The organism is Arthrobacter sp. AK01, assembly GCF_021109375.1.
Taxonomy (GTDB): Bacteria; Actinomycetota; Actinomycetes; order Actinomycetales; family Micrococcaceae; genus Arthrobacter.
On the sequence record NZ_JAJOHP010000035.1, the window covers coordinates 1 to 16,252 of the forward strand.

The 16,252-nt window shown below is 63.3% G+C and carries 12 protein-coding genes; 2 read left to right on the top strand and 10 right to left on the bottom strand.

The window, feature by feature from the left end; genetic code table 11:
* Positions 1 to 193 precede the first annotated feature (193 nt).
* Positions 194 to 1,669: an APC family permease gene (locus tag LN996_RS13495; RefSeq protein WP_231340887.1), complete on the bottom strand. Its 1,476-nt coding sequence runs from the start codon at positions 1,667 to 1,669 to the stop codon at positions 194 to 196.
* Positions 1,670 to 1,917: 248 nt separating this feature from the next.
* Between LN996_RS13495 and LN996_RS13500 the strand changes: the two genes are divergently transcribed.
* Positions 1,918 to 2,877, top strand: a complete 960-nt coding sequence (locus tag LN996_RS13500) for a helix-turn-helix domain-containing protein (RefSeq protein WP_231340888.1) — start codon at positions 1,918 to 1,920, stop codon at positions 2,875 to 2,877.
* Between the two features lie 40 nt (positions 2,878 to 2,917).
* On the opposite strand, the gene LN996_RS13505 is transcribed toward LN996_RS13500, so the two are convergent.
* From LN996_RS13505 to LN996_RS13530, 6 genes are read right to left on the bottom strand one after another with little or no spacing between them, the layout of a single operon-like run.
* Positions 2,918 to 4,528 carry a sulfatase-like hydrolase/transferase gene (locus LN996_RS13505; protein WP_231340889.1) on the bottom strand — a complete coding sequence of 537 codons (1,611 nt, stop codon included), beginning with the start codon at positions 4,526 to 4,528 and terminating at the stop codon, positions 2,918 to 2,920.
* Positions 4,525 to 5,379: an ABC transporter ATP-binding protein gene (locus LN996_RS13510; RefSeq protein ID WP_374110807.1), complete on the bottom strand. Its 855-nt coding sequence runs from the start codon at positions 5,377 to 5,379 to the stop codon at positions 4,525 to 4,527. Before LN996_RS13510 ends, LN996_RS13505 begins: the two co-directional genes overlap by 4 nt.
* Entirely contained in the window at positions 5,376 to 6,155 is a 780-nt protein-coding gene (locus LN996_RS13515; RefSeq protein ID WP_231340891.1) for an ABC transporter permease, read from the bottom strand. The genes LN996_RS13510 and LN996_RS13515 overlap by 4 nt, the downstream gene beginning before the upstream one ends.
* Entirely contained in the window at positions 6,155 to 6,928 is a 774-nt protein-coding gene (locus tag LN996_RS13520; RefSeq protein ID WP_231340892.1) for an ABC transporter permease, read from the bottom strand. The genes LN996_RS13515 and LN996_RS13520 overlap by 1 nt, the downstream gene beginning before the upstream one ends.
* Before the next feature lie 27 nt (positions 6,929 to 6,955).
* Positions 6,956 to 7,948: an ABC transporter substrate-binding protein gene (locus LN996_RS13525; protein ID WP_231340893.1), complete on the bottom strand. Its 993-nt coding sequence runs from the start codon at positions 7,946 to 7,948 to the stop codon at positions 6,956 to 6,958.
* Between the two features lie 45 nt (positions 7,949 to 7,993).
* Complete coding sequence (locus LN996_RS13530) at positions 7,994 to 9,688, bottom strand: amidohydrolase (RefSeq protein WP_231340894.1); 1,695 nt, start codon at positions 9,686 to 9,688, stop codon at positions 7,994 to 7,996.
* Between the two features lie 230 nt (positions 9,689 to 9,918).
* Here LN996_RS13530 and LN996_RS13535 point away from each other — a divergent pair, with 230 nt between their 5' ends.
* Positions 9,919 to 10,524 (top strand): TetR/AcrR family transcriptional regulator, encoded by a 606-nt coding sequence (locus tag LN996_RS13535; protein ID WP_231340895.1) that lies wholly within the window; start codon positions 9,919 to 9,921, stop codon positions 10,522 to 10,524.
* Here LN996_RS13535 and LN996_RS13540 read toward each other — a convergent pair.
* The 3 genes from LN996_RS13540 to LN996_RS13550 form a co-directional block, all read right to left on the bottom strand.
* Complete coding sequence (locus tag LN996_RS13540) at positions 10,521 to 11,885, bottom strand: MFS transporter (protein ID WP_231340896.1); 1,365 nt, start codon at positions 11,883 to 11,885, stop codon at positions 10,521 to 10,523. The two genes, LN996_RS13535 and LN996_RS13540, sit on opposite strands and share 4 nt — an antisense overlap.
* An 86-nt stretch (positions 11,886 to 11,971) precedes the next feature.
* Positions 11,972 to 15,040 carry an AAA family ATPase gene (locus LN996_RS13545; RefSeq protein ID WP_231340897.1) on the bottom strand — a complete coding sequence of 1,023 codons (3,069 nt, stop codon included), beginning with the start codon at positions 15,038 to 15,040 and terminating at the stop codon, positions 11,972 to 11,974.
* A complete protein-coding gene (locus LN996_RS13550) occupies positions 15,037 to 16,227 on the bottom strand; it encodes an exonuclease SbcCD subunit D (RefSeq protein WP_231340898.1) in 1,191 nt (396 codons plus the stop codon). Before LN996_RS13550 ends, LN996_RS13545 begins: the two co-directional genes overlap by 4 nt.
* Positions 16,228 to 16,252 lie beyond the last annotated feature (25 nt).

Sequence of the window (16,252 nt, forward strand, 5' to 3'; positions counted from 1 at the left end):
CCCCCCCCCCCCGCCCCGCCCCCCCCGGGGCGTGCCGGCCCCACCCCCCTCCCCCGCCCGCCCCCGCGCCCCCCCCCCCCCCCCCCCCCCCCCCCGGCCCCCCCGCCCCCCCCCCCCCCCCCCCCCCCCCCCCCCCGGCCCCCCGGGCGCGCCGGGCCGCGCCCCCCCGGGGGGCAGCCTTTTTCCTGGGGGCTCAGTCTTCCGAGCCGTGGCCGATCCGTGCGTACAGGGCCGGCTGCGAGCGCCGAAGCCGCAAACCCCAGACGACCCCCACCACTCCGGGCAGCAGCACCAGTGCAGGGAGAACGAACGATGCGGCGGTGGATTCAGTTTGTCCAAGCAGGACATTGAAGTTGGCCAGGATGAGCACGAAGACAATTGCCAGGAGGACGAATCCCAGGACAGGTGCAATGACCCTGACCCAGAGGCTGGCCCCGTGCTTGTTTCGGCGGAAGAAGCCGATGACAGCCACCGATACCACCGTCATCAGCAAGACCAGGCCCATGGCACCACTGTTGGTCATCCAGGTGAACATCGTCAGTACGGGGTACAGCTCGCCGAGTTCGGAACCCGCCCCGGCAATGGCGAAGGCAACGGTCACGACGACGGCAATCACCGTCTGCGCGAGGGAACCGGCGAAGGGCGCACCGCTCCCCCGCCTGACCTTGGCAAGCACCGGGGGCAGGACCCGCTCGCGGCCCAGCGAGAAGAAGTACCGTGCCACCGCGTTGTGGAAGCTGACGAGTGCAGCAAAGAGGCTGGTGACGAAAAGGACCTGCGCGATGTCGCTGAGCAGCACTCCGCCGTTGGCGCCAAGGAATGCGAACATCATGTCCGGGCCGTTTGCGGCCGCTGAATCAATGACCGCCGAGGGCCCTGCGCCCACGGTCATGGCCCATGCGGAAACCGCATAGAACACGGCGATGATCCCCACGGCAGCGAACGTTGCCCGTGCGACCGTTCGCTGGGGATCCTTTGATTCCTCGCCGTAGATGGCTGCGGACTCGAAGCCCATGAAGGCAGCGATGCCAAAGGAGAGTACGGCACCGATTCCCGGCACGAACAAGCTCTCCGGGCTGAAGGCCACAGCACTGACCCCCTCGGGAGCGACAGCCAGGCTGATGACGTCGTAAACGATGACGACCAGGAACTCGAGGGCGACCAGGACGCCCAGTACCTTGGCAGACAGGTCCACCCGGTTCACGCCCAGCCACCCGACGATGGCGATGCATGCCAGGACGGGGATCCACCACGGAACAGTGACGCCGAGCCGCGCCGACAGGAGCGAGGACACCGTGAAACCGAACAAGCCGTAAATGCCAACCTGCATCAGGTTGTAGGCCATCAGGGCCACAAGGGAAGCGCCAACTCCAGCCGGCCTGGAAATGCCTTGCGCTATGTAGGCGTAGAAAGCTCCTGCGTTGGTGACATAGCGGCTCATGCCGGCATATCCCACAGCGAACAGCGCCAGGATCCCGCCCAACAGCAGGAAGGACAGGGGCACACCCATCACTCCAGTGACAGCGAACGTCGTAGTCACTCCGCCCGCCAGCACGGTCAGCGGCGCCGAGGCCGCGATAATCATGAAAGTCACAGCCGGTACCCCAAGAAGCCTCTTGGTGTTTGCGGGCCCGGCGGTCCTGCCCTTAACTGGGTTGTCCACGCTCATAGTGTGCTCCTGCCTCGGTGCCGCGGGAGATGTGCGCGGCACGGTGTCGGTCATTCCGCAATCTTCCACCGCGGAAGCACCGAGTGACTTGTCTCACACGGCAGGGTGTTTGTCGGTGGACGCACGCACGTCGCGGCACGGAGGCCCGGTGTAGAATCGTGGGCAAGCTCACGTCCTCTCCGATGGCCCACTGGTCGACAAATAAGTCGAAAGACATGAGGCGGCGCGGGCCATTGAAAGGGAGTTTAATGACTGTCGCGGCTGATACAGGCCCCACAACCGTGGAAACAATCGTGGCGGAGTCCTTTCAGGAATGGAGTCGGGCCATCTCCACCTCCTTCGTGCCACTGCTGGCAACGGGGCCCCGCGATTCAACATTCCACGGAACCATGCGGGCACGGGTGCTGGGACAAATTTCAGTCGTGGAGATCAAGGCCGGCCCCCACACCGTCCTCCGCACACCGGAGCTGATTGCAAAATCCACAGGACGCTTTTTCAAGCTCAGCATCCAGCTCAGCGGTTCCGGACGCTTGGTCCAGGATGAACGCGAAGCGGTGCTTCGGCCCGGCGACCTCTCCATCTATGACACCTCCCGTCCCTACCAACTCACGTTCGACGACGACTTCCGCACCTTGGTGCTGATGTTCCCCCACGTTCTGCTCGACTTGCCCGCCGAGGCCATGGGGCACGTGACGGCACTGCGGATTCCGGGAGACGAAGGCCTGGGCGAGCTCATCAGCCCCTTCCTGGTGAAGCTCGCTGACAACCTCGAAGCGCTCTCCGGGACCAACGGGCTCAGGCTGGTCCATAACGCATTGGACCTTGTCACCACGCTCTTCAATGGCGAACTGGACCAGCTCATCGACACTGGACGCGACCCGCACCTGCTGCTGCTGGGGCGGATCCACGACTACATAGAGGCCAACCTTGGCGACCCCGGGCTCTCCCCGGGAACCATCGCTTCAGCCCACTACATCTCCACGCGGCACCTCCACGATCTCTTCCAGGAAATCGGAACAACGGTGGCCTCCTCCATCCGGCAACGGCGACTGGAACGATGCCGCCGCGACCTCCGGGATCCCGTCCTGGCTGACCGACCAGTGACGGCGATCGCGGCACGGTGGGGGTTCACCGACGCCGCCCACTTCAGCAGAATCTTCAGGGCAGCGTTCGGGAACTCCCCCACGGGGTACCGCAACGAGGTTTAGCGGTTCCAGTGACGGAACGGCAGGATGCCGGCCTCGTGTCCTACGCGGCCGCCGTCGGCGCTGTTCCTTGGTCGGCCAGCGCGGCCATCTCCTCCAGCATTGCCCGCGTGAGGCGGTCCTCCAATCCTGTAAAAGCAGGATCACCCGCACGGTTATGGAGCTCTCCGGGATCGCTGCGGTGATCGTAGAGTTCACAGGTTTCCGTCCCGAAATAGCGCGTCAACCGGCCCTCGGCAGTGATGACGGTCCTTATCCTGACTGGACCGGGGAGTCCATCGAGGCCGAACGGCTGTTCTTCCTCCACCAATACAGCGTCCCTGTGATGCCCCGCGATCCCCCGGAGTACCGGCACAAGCGAGCGACCTTGGATACCCCGGTAGCCTTCGGATCCCGTGAGTTCGAGCAAGGTGGGTGCCAGGTCGGCGCTGGAAACCAGCGCATCGGTGCGGCACGGTGAACCACCGGGAACATGCAGTATCAACGGAACATTCGTCACGGCACGGTAGTGGACAAAGTGCTTGAGCATCAGGCCGTGGTCGCCAAAAAGGTCTCCATGGTCGCTGGTAAAGACCACGATGGTGTCTTCAGCCAGGCCCTGCCTGGCCAATTCGTCCAGTATGCGGCCTATGTGTTCATCCATCATGGTGATCAAGCCGTATTGGGCTGCCGCCGCGTACCTGTATTGTTCCTCGGTGGCCGCCCAGGTCATGGTCGGGTCGGGGTTCGGCTCGCCACGATGTTCGATCATGGCCCGGACATGCGGGGGCGATGCTGAATGGTCTTGTTCGAACCCGAGAGGCAGCGGCAACGCATCGGGATCGTAGAGGTCCGAATAGCCCGCTGGAGGTGAGAAAGGATGGTGGGGGTCCGGGAAGGAGACAAACATGAAGAACGGTTGGTCCTGGCCCGCTGCGTCCTTCAGGTGCTCTATGGCCTTCTCGCTGATGTAGCTGGTGGGATGCACTTCGGCCGGAATCGCCGTCTGATATACCTGTTCCCAACCGACATATGGCCTGGAGGAGTTTTCCGCCCCGCCCAGCGTCCCGGGGTCAACGCCCCGCTCCCGTGCCCAATGCACGTAATGGCCCCCGGGACGGTCCCCATGCCCGATCACCAGGTCCACATGCTGATAGCCGTAGTAGTCGGCGGGGAGTCCAATAAAGCGCTCATCGTGGGCGTCACGGTTTTCCCATTGGTCCCAGCCGGGCGCGTGCCCCTGACGCCGGGCATCACCTGATTCCGGGTCCAGGAGCATGGGATCCGTTGCCCGGATCTCGTCGGCCTGATGCGGCTCGAACTCCCAGCCCATGTTTTGGTGGTGCAGTTTTCCGACGCCCACTGTCCGATAGCCACCGGCCGCCAAGGAACCGGGAACTGTCCGGGTATGGGGATCGAGGGTGATGCCGTTGCAACGGGTTCCATGCGCTGAAGGCCACCGGCCAGTCATCAAACTGGCGCGGTTGGGCATGCAAGTGGGGTTGGCGACCGTAGCATTGTCGAAGACAACACTTCTGGCTGCGAGCGCATCGAGGTTCGGCGTTTTTACGGTGTTGTTGCCAGCGAAACCCAGATGATCTGCCCGAAGTTGGTCGGCAATGAAGAACAGGACGTTTGGCCGGCGTTTGGCCCCTGCACGCAATCCGCCCGTCACGCCGGCCTCTTAATGAGTGACAGCACTTCGGTGCGTTGCCGGGCGAACTCCGGCAGCGATCGCGTACTGATCTGTTCACGCGGAGCCGGAAGGTCCACGTCAACCACCTTCAGGACCCGTGCCGGCCTGGATCCCAGCACCACAACGCGGTCTGCCAGGTACACGGCCTCGTCGATGTCGTGGGTAACCACCAGGATGGTCATGTTGAAGTCGCGCCTGATCTTGAGGCACAGGTCCTCGAGATCGAAGCGTGTCTGTGCGTCCACGGAGGCGAAGGGCTCGTCCATGATGAGGATCTCGGGACGGTAGGCCAGCGCGCGCGCGATCGCCACCCGCTGCTGCATACCCCCTGACAACTGCCACGGGTACTGGTTGCCGGCGTGGGAAAGCCCGACGGCGGCCAGTGCACTGTCGCACCGTTCCTTCAATTCCGCTGCAGGGAGCCGGAGATGGCGCAGTGGCAGGATGAGGTTCTTCCGGACAGTCAGCCACGGCATGAGCGAGCGGTTGTAGTCCTGGAACACCAATGCCATCTCGGGAGGTGGACCGCTGATGGCCCGCCCGTCAATGGACGCCTGTCCGCTGCTTGCCGGATGGAGGCCCGCCAAGCACTTCAGGAGGGTCGTCTTGCCAACGCCGGAAGGGCCAACGATGCAGACAATCTCGCCCGCATTCACCGTAAAGGTGAGGTCTTCGATGACTGTGTGGGCTTTCTCTCCGCTGCCATAGGTTTTGGCGAGATGTGCCACGTCCAGCCGTGGCGTGGTGGTACTGATACGGGTTTCCGGTTGCTGTGCCATGGCGGACTTTCTTGGTCGAGGGGAAAGAGTCGGGAGTTGCCGGATGCTCATGCTGCACGCGCCATGCGCCGTGAGCCGATGTACCAGGACAGGACCCTGTGTTTGAGCAGGCCGAACAGGACGTTGACCAGGAACCCGATGACGCCCAAGAGCAGGATCCCTGCCCACATATCAGCGGTCATGAAGCTCTGCTGTGCGAGCAGCGTCATCGCGCCGATGCCCTGTGAACTGCCCAGCATCTCGCTGGCGATCATCACGATGAAGGCCACCTGGAGGCTCACCTGCAGCCCGGAAAAGATCTGGGGAGTGGCCGCGGGCAGGAGAACATTGAGCAACCGTTCCTTTCGGCTCAGCCGGTAGACCCTGGCGACGTCCATGAGGTCGTTGCTGACGCTCCGGATGCCGTCCACTGTGGCGATCATGGTGGGAAACAAGGCCGCCAGCGCGATGCTGGCCACGCGCATCTCCGGACCGAACCCAATAAGCGAGATGAAGATCGGTACCAAGGCAACGGGAGGAATTCCACGGAGGAAATGGATCAATGGGTCCACCATCCAACGGACCGTGGGAACCAGGGCAGTCGCAAAACCGATCCCAACACCCGCCACCGCTGCGATTGCAAAGCCCACGAACAGGTTGCCCAGGCTCAACAAGACGTCGGACTGGAAGTGTTCAAACAGCCACAGCTCCTGGAAGCGGACCAGGATAGTCCGCAACGGGGGGAAGAACGGATCCGTGGAGTTCTCCGACAAGAGCCACCATGCCGTCAGGAGCAGCACAGGTGCGCCGGCACCAATCAGCCAGTTTCGCGTTTTTACGTTCATCATCAGGGCACCACTTCCCGGTAGGACTCATGCCAGTGCAGAACCCGGCGCTCCGCGACCCGGGTGGCACCTTGGAACAACAGACCCAGCAGGCCAAGGACAATCACCAATCCATAGAGACCGGCGTAGTCACCGGCTGCTTGGGTCTGGTAGATGCTCTGGCCCAGGCCCGGACCACCCCCGAGGAGCCCGGCTACGACCGTGACCACCAAGGCTGCGGGCGCTGCAACGCGCAGGGCAGTGCTGATGTACGGCATGGCGCTGGGAAGCACTACGCGTGCCAGGATTTCGCCCTCACCCATTCCGTATGACCGCGCCGTGTCCCGCGCTACGGGATCAGTACTCTGAACGCCGTCGACGGTCTGCATGACGATGGGCAGCAAGCAACCAAACACCACCAGGAAGAGCGACATCTCAACTGTTGGACCCAGCACCAAAACGGCCAGCGGAAGAATGACGATGGGCGGTACCGGCTTGAGGAATTCCAGCACCGCCAACGTGGCGTAACGAACGGATTCGAAGCTGCCCACCAGCAGGCCAATCACTATCCCCGCCACGGCCGAAAGGGCCAGGGCAAGCAGTGCGATCCCAATGGTGGAAGCCAGCGAAGACCAAAACGAACCCAATCCCAAGGTTGTTGCCAGGTTGGCGAAGACAGTGGTGGCTGACGGCAAGGCATTTCCGGCCACCCTGGCTTCGGCAAGGACCTGCCAAATGACCAGGGCTGCCACGATCCCCAGGACGCTGAACGCCACCGGACGGATGGACGGTTTCATGATGACTCTCCCATGCCCGGTCCGCGCCTAGTTCCCGAAAACGAGGTCGCCGGGAAGCTTCACTGGTGCGCTCAGGAAACCAAGGTCGGCAAGGTTGTTGTTGGCTCGTTCAATGTCCTCGACGCGGACTTCCTCCGGCCAGTAGTTCACGGCGCCGGATTTAACCACGTCGAGCGAAGTCTTGGTGATCTCGGCGCTGAGCTGCTGCGCTTCATCGGTGTTGCCATTGGCGTAGGCGTTTGCCTTATAGATGGCGGCCTTGAAACCCTCCAACGCCTTCTGCTTCGACTTCACTGTGTTGGCGCCGGAGACCCAGAGCCCGATGGCACCTTGTTCAAAGAACTCGACGCCGGGTGAAGCCAGGAGCCGGTTTCCCTCCGCCACCGCCTTGGACGTGAACGGCGCGACAAGAGAGGCTGCGTCAACGCGTCCTGAATTCAGTGATTGGAGTGCCGACGAAGGATCCAGGACCATCCAGTTCACTTTGGCGGGATCACCGCCGTCGTCCTTGATGAGTTTGCTGACTGTCACTTCCAGCTGGGCCTTGCGTGCCGGGACACTGACGTTCTTGCCCTCAAGGTCTTTCGGCCGGGAGATGGCGGACGCTTTCTGGACCAGCAGGCCCGTGTCATCGACGCGGTTGAGATCGGACTCCTCGCCGGCACCGTCTTTATAGCCGTCGGCAGCTGCCACGATCTTGAGGGGGACGTTCTGGTTCAGGGCATTCAAGAGTGGGATGGAAGGGGTGTAAGTGACATCGATCTGGCCGCTCTGTGCCGCTGCGATGCCGGCTGGAGGGTTGGCGATGACAGATATCTCGACGTTGAGGCCCTGTTCCTTGAAATAGCCCTTGTCGACGGCCAGCCGGATGCCGGCGTCGGACCCGATGCCGATGGTGCCTACCTTGAGGGTGGTGGTCCCGTCCGCGGCGGGAGTGGTTGCCGGGCTTGAACCGCCTCCGCAGGCTGCAAGGGTCATGGACAGGACTGCGGCCAGTGCCAAAGGAATACTGCGTCGCATGTGGTGCTCCTTGATGTACGAATGGTTGGAACGGGTGGGGAGGGTCTAGTTGGTTGTTCGGTGGACTACCCGGCCGCCGCTCAGCGTGAGCGTGATGTCCAGGTCGAGAAGCTTTTCGATCTCTTCGTCTTCCGGCCACGGGCCTGAAAGCACACAAAGGTCAGCGGCCATCCCTGGTGTGAGTGCACCCTTGAGATGCTCGGCGTGGTCCTGCCAGGCAGCGTCGATGGTCATCGCAGCGAGGGCCTGAAGTCCGGCGATCCGTTCGGGATCGCCGGGGTCGCCCGGAGTTGAACGCGTACCTCGCCGAACTGCCGCCACCACCGTGCGACGCCAGTCCGAACTGGTAACGGGTGCGTCTGAGGCAAGGTTGAACCGCACGCCGGCGTCGGCGGCCGAACGAAGGGGTTGGTGGACAGAGAACCGACCTTCGCCAAGTACCTGGCGCATCATGTCCCCTGCTTCGGCGCGGATCAGTGGATTGGTGCTGTAGCCAATGCCGTGCGCGGCCATGGTGGCCAAAGTGCTGGTATCGGTGAAGGCTCCATGGATGATGTAGTGGCGGTTCCCCGCACCCATGGCACCGCGGCTGACCGCCGTTGCGAGGATGGCCTCCACTGCTGCGGCAGTAGCGGCGTCACCCGTGGCGTGGATGCCGGCCTGCAACCCGGCATCCGTGATGAGTTCAAGGATCGTGTGGAGCTCGGCAACCCGTTCTGCGTCATCGGAGCCTTGGATCACAAGGCGGCCGTGGGTACACGCTTTGCCGTAGGGTTCGCTCATCCAGGCGGTACCGCTGCGAGGGATGCCGTCTGCAAAGATCTTTACGCCCGCGATCCGCAACTGCTGCGGATCGATGCCGCGGTTGGCAAAGGCCTCCGCCAGTCCGGTTCCCAGTCCCTCGCCAATTGCCGTGGCATTCGCGCCGCCAGTTCCGGCGAACAGCATCAGGACGTTCACGCGCAACGTCAGTTCCCCCGCTTCGGCGAGGTCGCCCAGCAGCTCAAGTGCCGCCGTCGAACCTGCGCCATCCATGAGTCCGGCGCTGGCGGGACCCAATCCGGGATCGGTGAGTGATGTGATCCCCAGGGCATGCAGGTGCTCCTGGAATTTCAGCAGGGCCGGACGCAGCGTGGATACGGGCACGGGTGGCATTGCCCGCGAGAGGAGTTCCATGGCGCCGTCCTGGAAGAGGCCCGTTGGGGTGCCGTCCTCCGCCCTCGCTATGACACCGCCGTCGAGGTCTGCTGTTTCAGCGTTGATCCCTGCCCTCTTCAGCGCTTCCCGATTGGCCAGTAACTGGTGGCCGGTCGAGTCGAAGGCCACTACCGGAATGCCCGGGCGGCATTCGAGCAGGTTGTCCCATGCCGGACCCATGACGACTTCGTCCCAGCCATGGGCCCGGACCCAGCCATCCCCGCCCGCAGGGGCTGCGTTGATGACGTCGACGACGGCCGCCCAGTCCGGCGCGATGCCCGGGTCCACGCGGACGTATCCGAAGGCCGACATGGCTGCCGAGACAAAATGCAGGTGGGCGTCGTTGATTCCGGGAATGACCGCGCCACCGGCGGCATCCACGATTTTGGTATGTGGTCCAATCGCCCGGCGGACATCCTTCCGGCCAAGGGCAGCGATGCGGCCGCCCTTGACTGCAACTGCGTCGGTCATACGGTGTGGCCGTGCCGGGTCCATGGTGTGGACCGAGGCATTGACGATCACTAGATCGGCGAATTCCTGCATCGGTTCTCCTCAGGTCACTGCACACGAATGTGATGCAGACAACGTTCCTGAAAGAAGTATGTCGCTTGACTGGGTCACTTGACTAGGTTTTGGCGTAAAATTTCTTGAAAGGTCTTTTCCGGGCCCACACGGCACGGCCAAGACAAGTCCCGAACGGATACCGCCTACGATCAATGGGACCGCCGGTCGGTGACCCGATCACGGGAATACAAAACAGAAGGGGTGTACGGATGGCCAGGGTTCCCGCTGAAGAACGGCGGCTCCAGTTCGTGGAAGCTGCGGCGAGGGTGATTGCCCAGGACGGCCTCGCCTCGGCAACAACACGGCGCATCGCCAGTGAAGCCGACGCCCCGTTGGCCGCGCTGCACTACTGCTTCCGCAGCAAGGACGAACTCCTTGAAGAGGTGTACAACTTCCTCAGCAGGGACTACGCGAAGGCGCTCGAACCCGTTGCCGATCCTGGCATGGGGCTGCGCCATATGATTGGCGCCCACGCCCGCCGCATCTGGATGCGCATGCTGGAGAACCCCCACGAACAGGTCACCACGTTTGAACTGCTGCTGCGCCGGTTCCGGGTAGAGGCTGACGACCAGCCACAAGCCCAGCTCATGAACCGCTCCATGTACGACGGCTGGGTCAGCTCTACCTTGAAGCTGTTCCGGGAAGCGGCTGATGCAGCAAACGAGCCCGTTCCCGACAACCTCGAAGACATCACGCGGCTGTTCATCTCGGGCATCGACGGCATCAGCATGCAGCATCTGGCAGACCCCGACGAAGAACGGTCATCGCGGCTGGTGGAACTTATGGCCCGCTCGCTGGCCGCCGGACTGGACTAACCCTGGGGCTGGCGCTTCATGACCAACGAGGTGAGGACGCCCAGCAGCAACAGACCGGCAGCGGCCGCCATGGAAACCACGAATGCAGCGCCGGGGCCCTGCGCTTCGGCAAGCTGACCCGCCAGGTAGGCGCCCAACGCCGTGCCCGCTACGATGCCGCTGGCAAGAGCCGTCATCACCGTAGCCATGCGGCCTGCCGGGGCCACCACGCCGCCGATGCTGAAGACGGTGACCATGACCGGCCCCACGGGAATACCCAGTACCAGCAGGACAAAGATCATCGGCCAAATACCGGCCGGCAATAGCAGCAAGAGCGACAATCCGGACATCGCCAAGGCCGCCGCAACCCACCGCGAAGCCAAGCTGAAGCGCTGCGGCCAGAACGCGACGGACAATGCGGCTACGGCTGAACTAAGGCCCATCACCGCGTAGAGGAGCCCCGCGATCTCGGCCGTGGCATACTCCGCGGAAAAGGCACTCAACGCGTTTTGCGTTGCACCAAAGAAGGTACCCATGCAGACCATCGCCACTACGGGGACGGCCACCACTGCGCCCGCCCAACGCTTGGCGCGTTGCGGACCCGCCTGAGGGCCTTGCCCGCCGGCAGGTACGACGCCGGCGCTCACGTTCCGGGGTTCCGGCACCACGGCCTGTTGGCTGGGGTGAACTGCGAACGCGGGCACCAGCGTGATCGTCATGACGGCCGCCAGTGCCAGCGGCAACCACGGCGCCACCATGCTGGCGAGGACACCGACCAATGCAGGCCCAAGGACAAAAGTGATCTCGTCCGCGGTGCCCTCATAGGACAACGCGGTATCGAGGTCGGCGCGGTTGGCAGCGACGCTTTTGCTGCCGCTGGCTGTGGCAGGGGAAAGATTGCGGGTCGTCAAGGCCATCCAGCGAACCCTGGCCATCGGGCCAACCTGGGGGCAGCTGGCCCCGGCGAGGAACGCGGTGATGAGCACGGCAAGAGCGTCGTTCACTGACCCGTAGCCCGGAGTGAAGTAGGCCGCCGCAAGGAGTCCCAGCACAGCAAGGGTATTGATGACCGACGCGACCAGGAGAACGATGCGTTGCCCGGCACGATCTGCCAACGAGCCCAGCACGGGGGCACCCAGGGCCGAACCGATACCAACGGCGCCGGCGGCCATACCGCCGATTGCGTACGACTGGCTGACCGCCGTCACGAGCGTCAAAGTCCCGACGGTCAGCATGGCAAGGGGAAGCCTGGCGAAAAGGCCCAACGGGAGGAACCCGGGCCCCGCCAGTTCGGGAAGCCGCGCGAAACGGCCTGGTAGTCGCGAGGGGCGGCGTGCGGGCGCCGATGACAAGGCCTGGGAGGCCACTGAAGAGTTTTCCATTAATCCGGGTTCGCTAAAGTATGCGCATCGTCCCTCCTCCCGATGCGCGCGACCCGGTGTAACGGGTTAAGTCTATCGGATATGTCTCAGACCGGAACTGCTTCGGCAATTCGCACGTTTGATCCGTGGCGTCCCTTGACCACCTGAAGCTGACTGGTAATGCGCTGCTTCATCTCCCCAACGTGGCTGACAAGGCCAACCACCCTGCCGCCGTCGCGAAGTCCTTCCAGGGCGTCCATCACCTGCTCCAGCGCCTGCTCGTCGAGGCTGCCGAAGCCTTCGTCGACGAAAAGCGTCTCGATGTCCACGCCGCCGGCCTCTTGTTGAACGACGTCCGCGAGACCGAGGGCCAGGGACAACGACGCCATGAAGGACTCGCCGCCGGAAAGGGTGGATGTGTCGCGCCGCTGGCCCGTCCATTCGTCCACTACCTCGAGTCCGAGCCCTGACTTTGCCCCGCGCGCTGCCTTGGCATCTGTATGTTGCAAGGTATAGCGGCCGTCGCTCATGGCGACGAGCCTTTCCGAGGCGGCTATGGCGACTTGCTCCAGGCGTGCTGCCAGAACATAGGTATTCAGGCTCATGCGATAGCTGTTTTCACCGGAGCCCCTTGCTGTGTCCGCCAAATCAGCCAACAGGCGGGCCTTGTTCCGTGGCTCCATCCCGGCCGCTGCAAGGTCCTGGTACTCCTTCCGGCAGCGAGCAATGGCTTCCACCGAATTAGCAGCCAGCCCTGACTGCAAGGATGCGGCCCGGGCACTGTCCGTTGCACCAGCAGCAGCGAGCTTCGCTTCGGCAAGTTCGGCCTCAAGCAACGGCATTTCGCCAATACTGGCTTCCTTGGCCGCCAGCACCAGGTCCTCGCTGGCAAACAACTCGTCCAAGCGGGACGATTCGGCGTCGAAATCGGCCAAGTCCTTTTCAAGGCCCACAACATCAGCCGGCGGGAGGATTTCCCCACGTGCTTCCTCGGCCGACTCGAATCCGGATTCCGGCAGGACCTTTCCCAGGGACGCGACAGCGTCATCCCGGGCCTGTCCGGCAACTTCCAGTTGTTGGCCGGCATCGGTGGCTGCTTGCAGAAGTGCGCGCTCAGCCGAGAGCGCCTCCAACCGTTCACGCAGGCTCGTGAAGCCGCCCCTTAAGCCAGCGAGATCCGCTTCAAGGGAAACGTATTGCTCCTGCAGCAGCAGCACAGCCGAGGACGCCTGTGCTTCTGCGCTTACTGACCCGGTAAGTTCTTCCTGTACGCGGACGATGCGTTGGGTGAGGGCATCATGCTCGACGCGAAGCTTCTCCAGCGAACCTGCTGCCTTGCGTGCCACCGAGGCGGCCGCTTGGGCAGAAGCACGCTTGGAATCGGCTTCGGCGGCGTCCGTTGAGCCTCCCTGCGCCACCAATCCGGCAAGAACCTGGGCTGCCGAGGAGACCTGCCCGGCGAGGAGTCCCGCAGCTTCCTCGCTTACATCAAAGCGCTCCTTCGCTTCCTCCTCTTCCTGGGCGAGGGAAAGCGCCGATCGCACGGCTGCGGCAGGATGAGGGTGCTCTTCGCTGCCGCAAACGGCGCAGGGCTTCCCGTTTTCCAACGACGCCGCCAGCTCCCCTGCCGCGTTGGCAAGGCGGAGCTCACGGATATCGAGCCACCGCTGCCTGAGGTCCTGCGATGCCGACCGGGCGTGGAGATGCTTCGAGGTGATCTCATCCAACCCGTCAGCGGCAGCAGAGTGGCGTGCCACTATTCCCACCAGTTCGACGGCCGCCGCAGCATCGCGTTCCAGTTCTGCCAACTGTTCAGCCAGGGGCTCAAGGGGCTCAATCTGTGACTCCACGGTGGCCACATCGTCACGAAGCTGCTCAAGTGCGGTACCGGCCGCGTGCGCAGCAGCTTGATGTTCAGCCAGTTCATCGCGTTTGGCGGCCAGCCGGGCCGCGATCCCGTCCATACGCTGTTCGTCGGGGAGACGGGCCTCAAGAACCGCGCAGCTTGCTTTGACACCTTCAAGGAGAGCAGCCGGGTCTTCTGCGTTCATTCCCGCCGAAACCAGCTTTTCCCGAAGGTTTGATGCCAGCGCTGCTGCGTCCTGGACCTTGCGCACGGCCGAATCAACGGCTTGGAGTTGGCCGCTGAGAACGGCAGCACGGCGGTGCTTTCCCAGTGTTTCCTTGTTCTCAAGCGCCCGCGGTGCTGCCAGTTCAAGGAGGACACGCCTCTGCATCGCGGCCCCGAGCCGTCCGTGCCGTATCGACTTCTCCTGGGCCGCCTGGAAATTTTCCGCAAGGCGGGCAGCCATCGATTCAGCCTCAGCGGCCTCATGCCGACGCCGCTCCCACTCCTTGTTCGCTTGGGCTTCCACTCCGGCAAGCCACGCCTCGGGCTCTTGCCCGGCGGCTGGAGCGTCGGCGGTATCTCCGGCAGTCCTGGAATCCCCGGATCCGAAATCCCCAGGCCCGAAGTCCTCAGACCCGTCAGGATGAAGACCAAGCTGCCGGCTCTCTGAGGCAACCTTGTCCAGAAGCACCTTGAGTTCGGCAGAGTTCTCCTGCACTGCGCGTGCGGCCACTGCTGCTTGTTGGGCGAGCTGGCGTTCAACGGCTTCAAAACGGTGGGTGCCGAACAGCTTCTGGAGGAGATCCAGACGGTCGCTGGCCTTGGATCTGAGGAACGCGGCAAAGTCGCCCTGCGGCAGCATGACCACCCTGGTGAACTGGTCCCGGTCCATCCCAAGGACGTCGGAAAGCTCGGCCCCTACCTCGTCATTCCTGGACGACTTCTCTTCCCAGCTCCCGCCTACGCGTTCCCGAAGGAGGGTTTTGGCCTGCTGCGTCGTGAATCCATTGCGGCCCCGGGCACTGGGGCGATCCCATGCCGGTGACCTGGTGACTTCAAAACGCCGTCCGCGTGCAGAGAACTCACACACCACTCGCGGTTCCGCACTGGGTGCCGCGTGGTCGCTCCGAAGCCGCTTACTTTCCTGGCGTGCGCCAGGGACGGATCCGTACAAGGCGAAACAGATGGCATCCAAAATGCTGGTCTTGCCTGCCCCGGTGGCGCCGTTGAGGAGGAACAAGCCCTGCGCGCTCAATTGGTCGAAATCTATGTGCTGGGGCGTTGCAAATGGACCGAATGCTTCGATGTCCAAGCGATGGATTCTCACAGCTCCACCTCCTCCAACCGGACTGCTTCAAGGGCTTCCCGCAACGCGGCTTCTTCGGCATCGCCTGACCTCCGGTCCCGAACATGTTCCAGGAATCCGCAGCAGACTTCGAGGTCGTCTTTCGCCTCGGCCAGCCGGTTGCTGTAGCTGGTCCTGGTCCGGACCTCGGCTCCCTGAGGATCGAACGAGAGAACCAAAGTGTCGGGGAATCGGGTGCGCACTTTCTCCATCGCCTGTGCAGGCCGCTGCGCATCCGTCAAAGTGACCTGGCAGTAGGCACCTTCCGCCCATGCGTGGTCCGGCGATCCCAGGAGGTCATCCAACTGCCCACGCAACGTGGCAAGGGCCCTGGGTGCGTCCCAACGGACTTCCTCAATTTCAACTGCCCCGCTGGCGTCAATGTCCACCAGCCAGGCGCCCTTATGGTGCTTGGCTTCCGAGAATGAATAAGCAAGGGGTGAGCCGGAGTATCGGACATTCGGGGCCAATTCCTGACGCCCATGAAGGTGGCCCAGTGCGGTATAGGCAAAGTCCTCAAAGAGATCCAGCGGCACTGCACCCAATCCGCCGATGCTCAGGTCCCGTTCGCTGTCGGAAGTAATACCTCCGCTGGCAAAAGTGTGCGCCAACACCACAGGGTGGACCGGTCCGGATTCCCTGCGGCGCTGGACATCACTCCGGATCCGATCCACCGCCGCCAATGTGACATCGAAGTGGTTGGCGCTCGCGGCGCCGAGTCGTTCGGCGACGAGCCTGGGTTCGAGATACGGAATGCCGTAGATGGCGACCTCGCCGGCGCTGTTCTTGTCCCCCGTGTTGGCGTCCGTTTCCAACGGGAACACCACTGGTACGTCCAACTCCTCCACCCGTGTCCGCAGGTGTACTCCCCCACGCTCCAGCAGGCGGGAGGCAAATCCCAACCTGATGGCGGAGTCGTGGTTGCCACTGGTCAAGACGACAGAGGCACCAGCGTGCGTGATACGCACAAGCGCGTCATCGAGAAGCTTGACCACGTCCAGCCCAGGCAACGCGCGATCGTAGACGTCGCCTGCTATCAAAACGACATCAACGGCCCTTGCTTCGACGAGGAACACAAGCTGGTCCACAAAGTCGCGCTGGGCATCAAGCATGCCAACGCCGTGGAATGACCGGCCAAGGTGCCAATCGGAGGTATGGAGTAACCGCATATTCCCAAGTTAACCGGGGGCACCG

Coding starts and splice junctions, on each gene's coding strand:
- LN996_RS13495 (WP_231340887.1), bottom strand. CDS start 1,669: ATGAGCGTGGACAACCCAGTTAAGGGCAGGACCGCCGGGCCCGCAAAC.
- LN996_RS13500 (WP_231340888.1), top strand. CDS start 1,918: ATGACTGTCGCGGCTGATACAGGCCCCACAACCGTGGAAACAATCGTG.
- LN996_RS13510 (WP_374110807.1), bottom strand. CDS start 5,379: ATGAGCATCCGGCAACTCCCGACTCTTTCCCCTCGACCAAGAAAGTCC.
- LN996_RS13515 (WP_231340891.1), bottom strand. CDS start 6,155: ATGATGAACGTAAAAACGCGAAACTGGCTGATTGGTGCCGGCGCACCT.
- LN996_RS13520 (WP_231340892.1), bottom strand. CDS start 6,928: ATGAAACCGTCCATCCGTCCGGTGGCGTTCAGCGTCCTGGGGATCGTG.
- LN996_RS13525 (WP_231340893.1), bottom strand. CDS start 7,948: ATGCGACGCAGTATTCCTTTGGCACTGGCCGCAGTCCTGTCCATGACC.
- LN996_RS13530 (WP_231340894.1), bottom strand. CDS start 9,688: ATGCAGGAATTCGCCGATCTAGTGATCGTCAATGCCTCGGTCCACACC.
- LN996_RS13535 (WP_231340895.1), top strand. CDS start 9,919: ATGGCCAGGGTTCCCGCTGAAGAACGGCGGCTCCAGTTCGTGGAAGCT.
- LN996_RS13540 (WP_231340896.1), bottom strand. CDS start 11,885: ATGGAAAACTCTTCAGTGGCCTCCCAGGCCTTGTCATCGGCGCCCGCA.
- LN996_RS13550 (WP_231340898.1), bottom strand. CDS start 16,227: ATGCGGTTACTCCATACCTCCGATTGGCACCTTGGCCGGTCATTCCAC.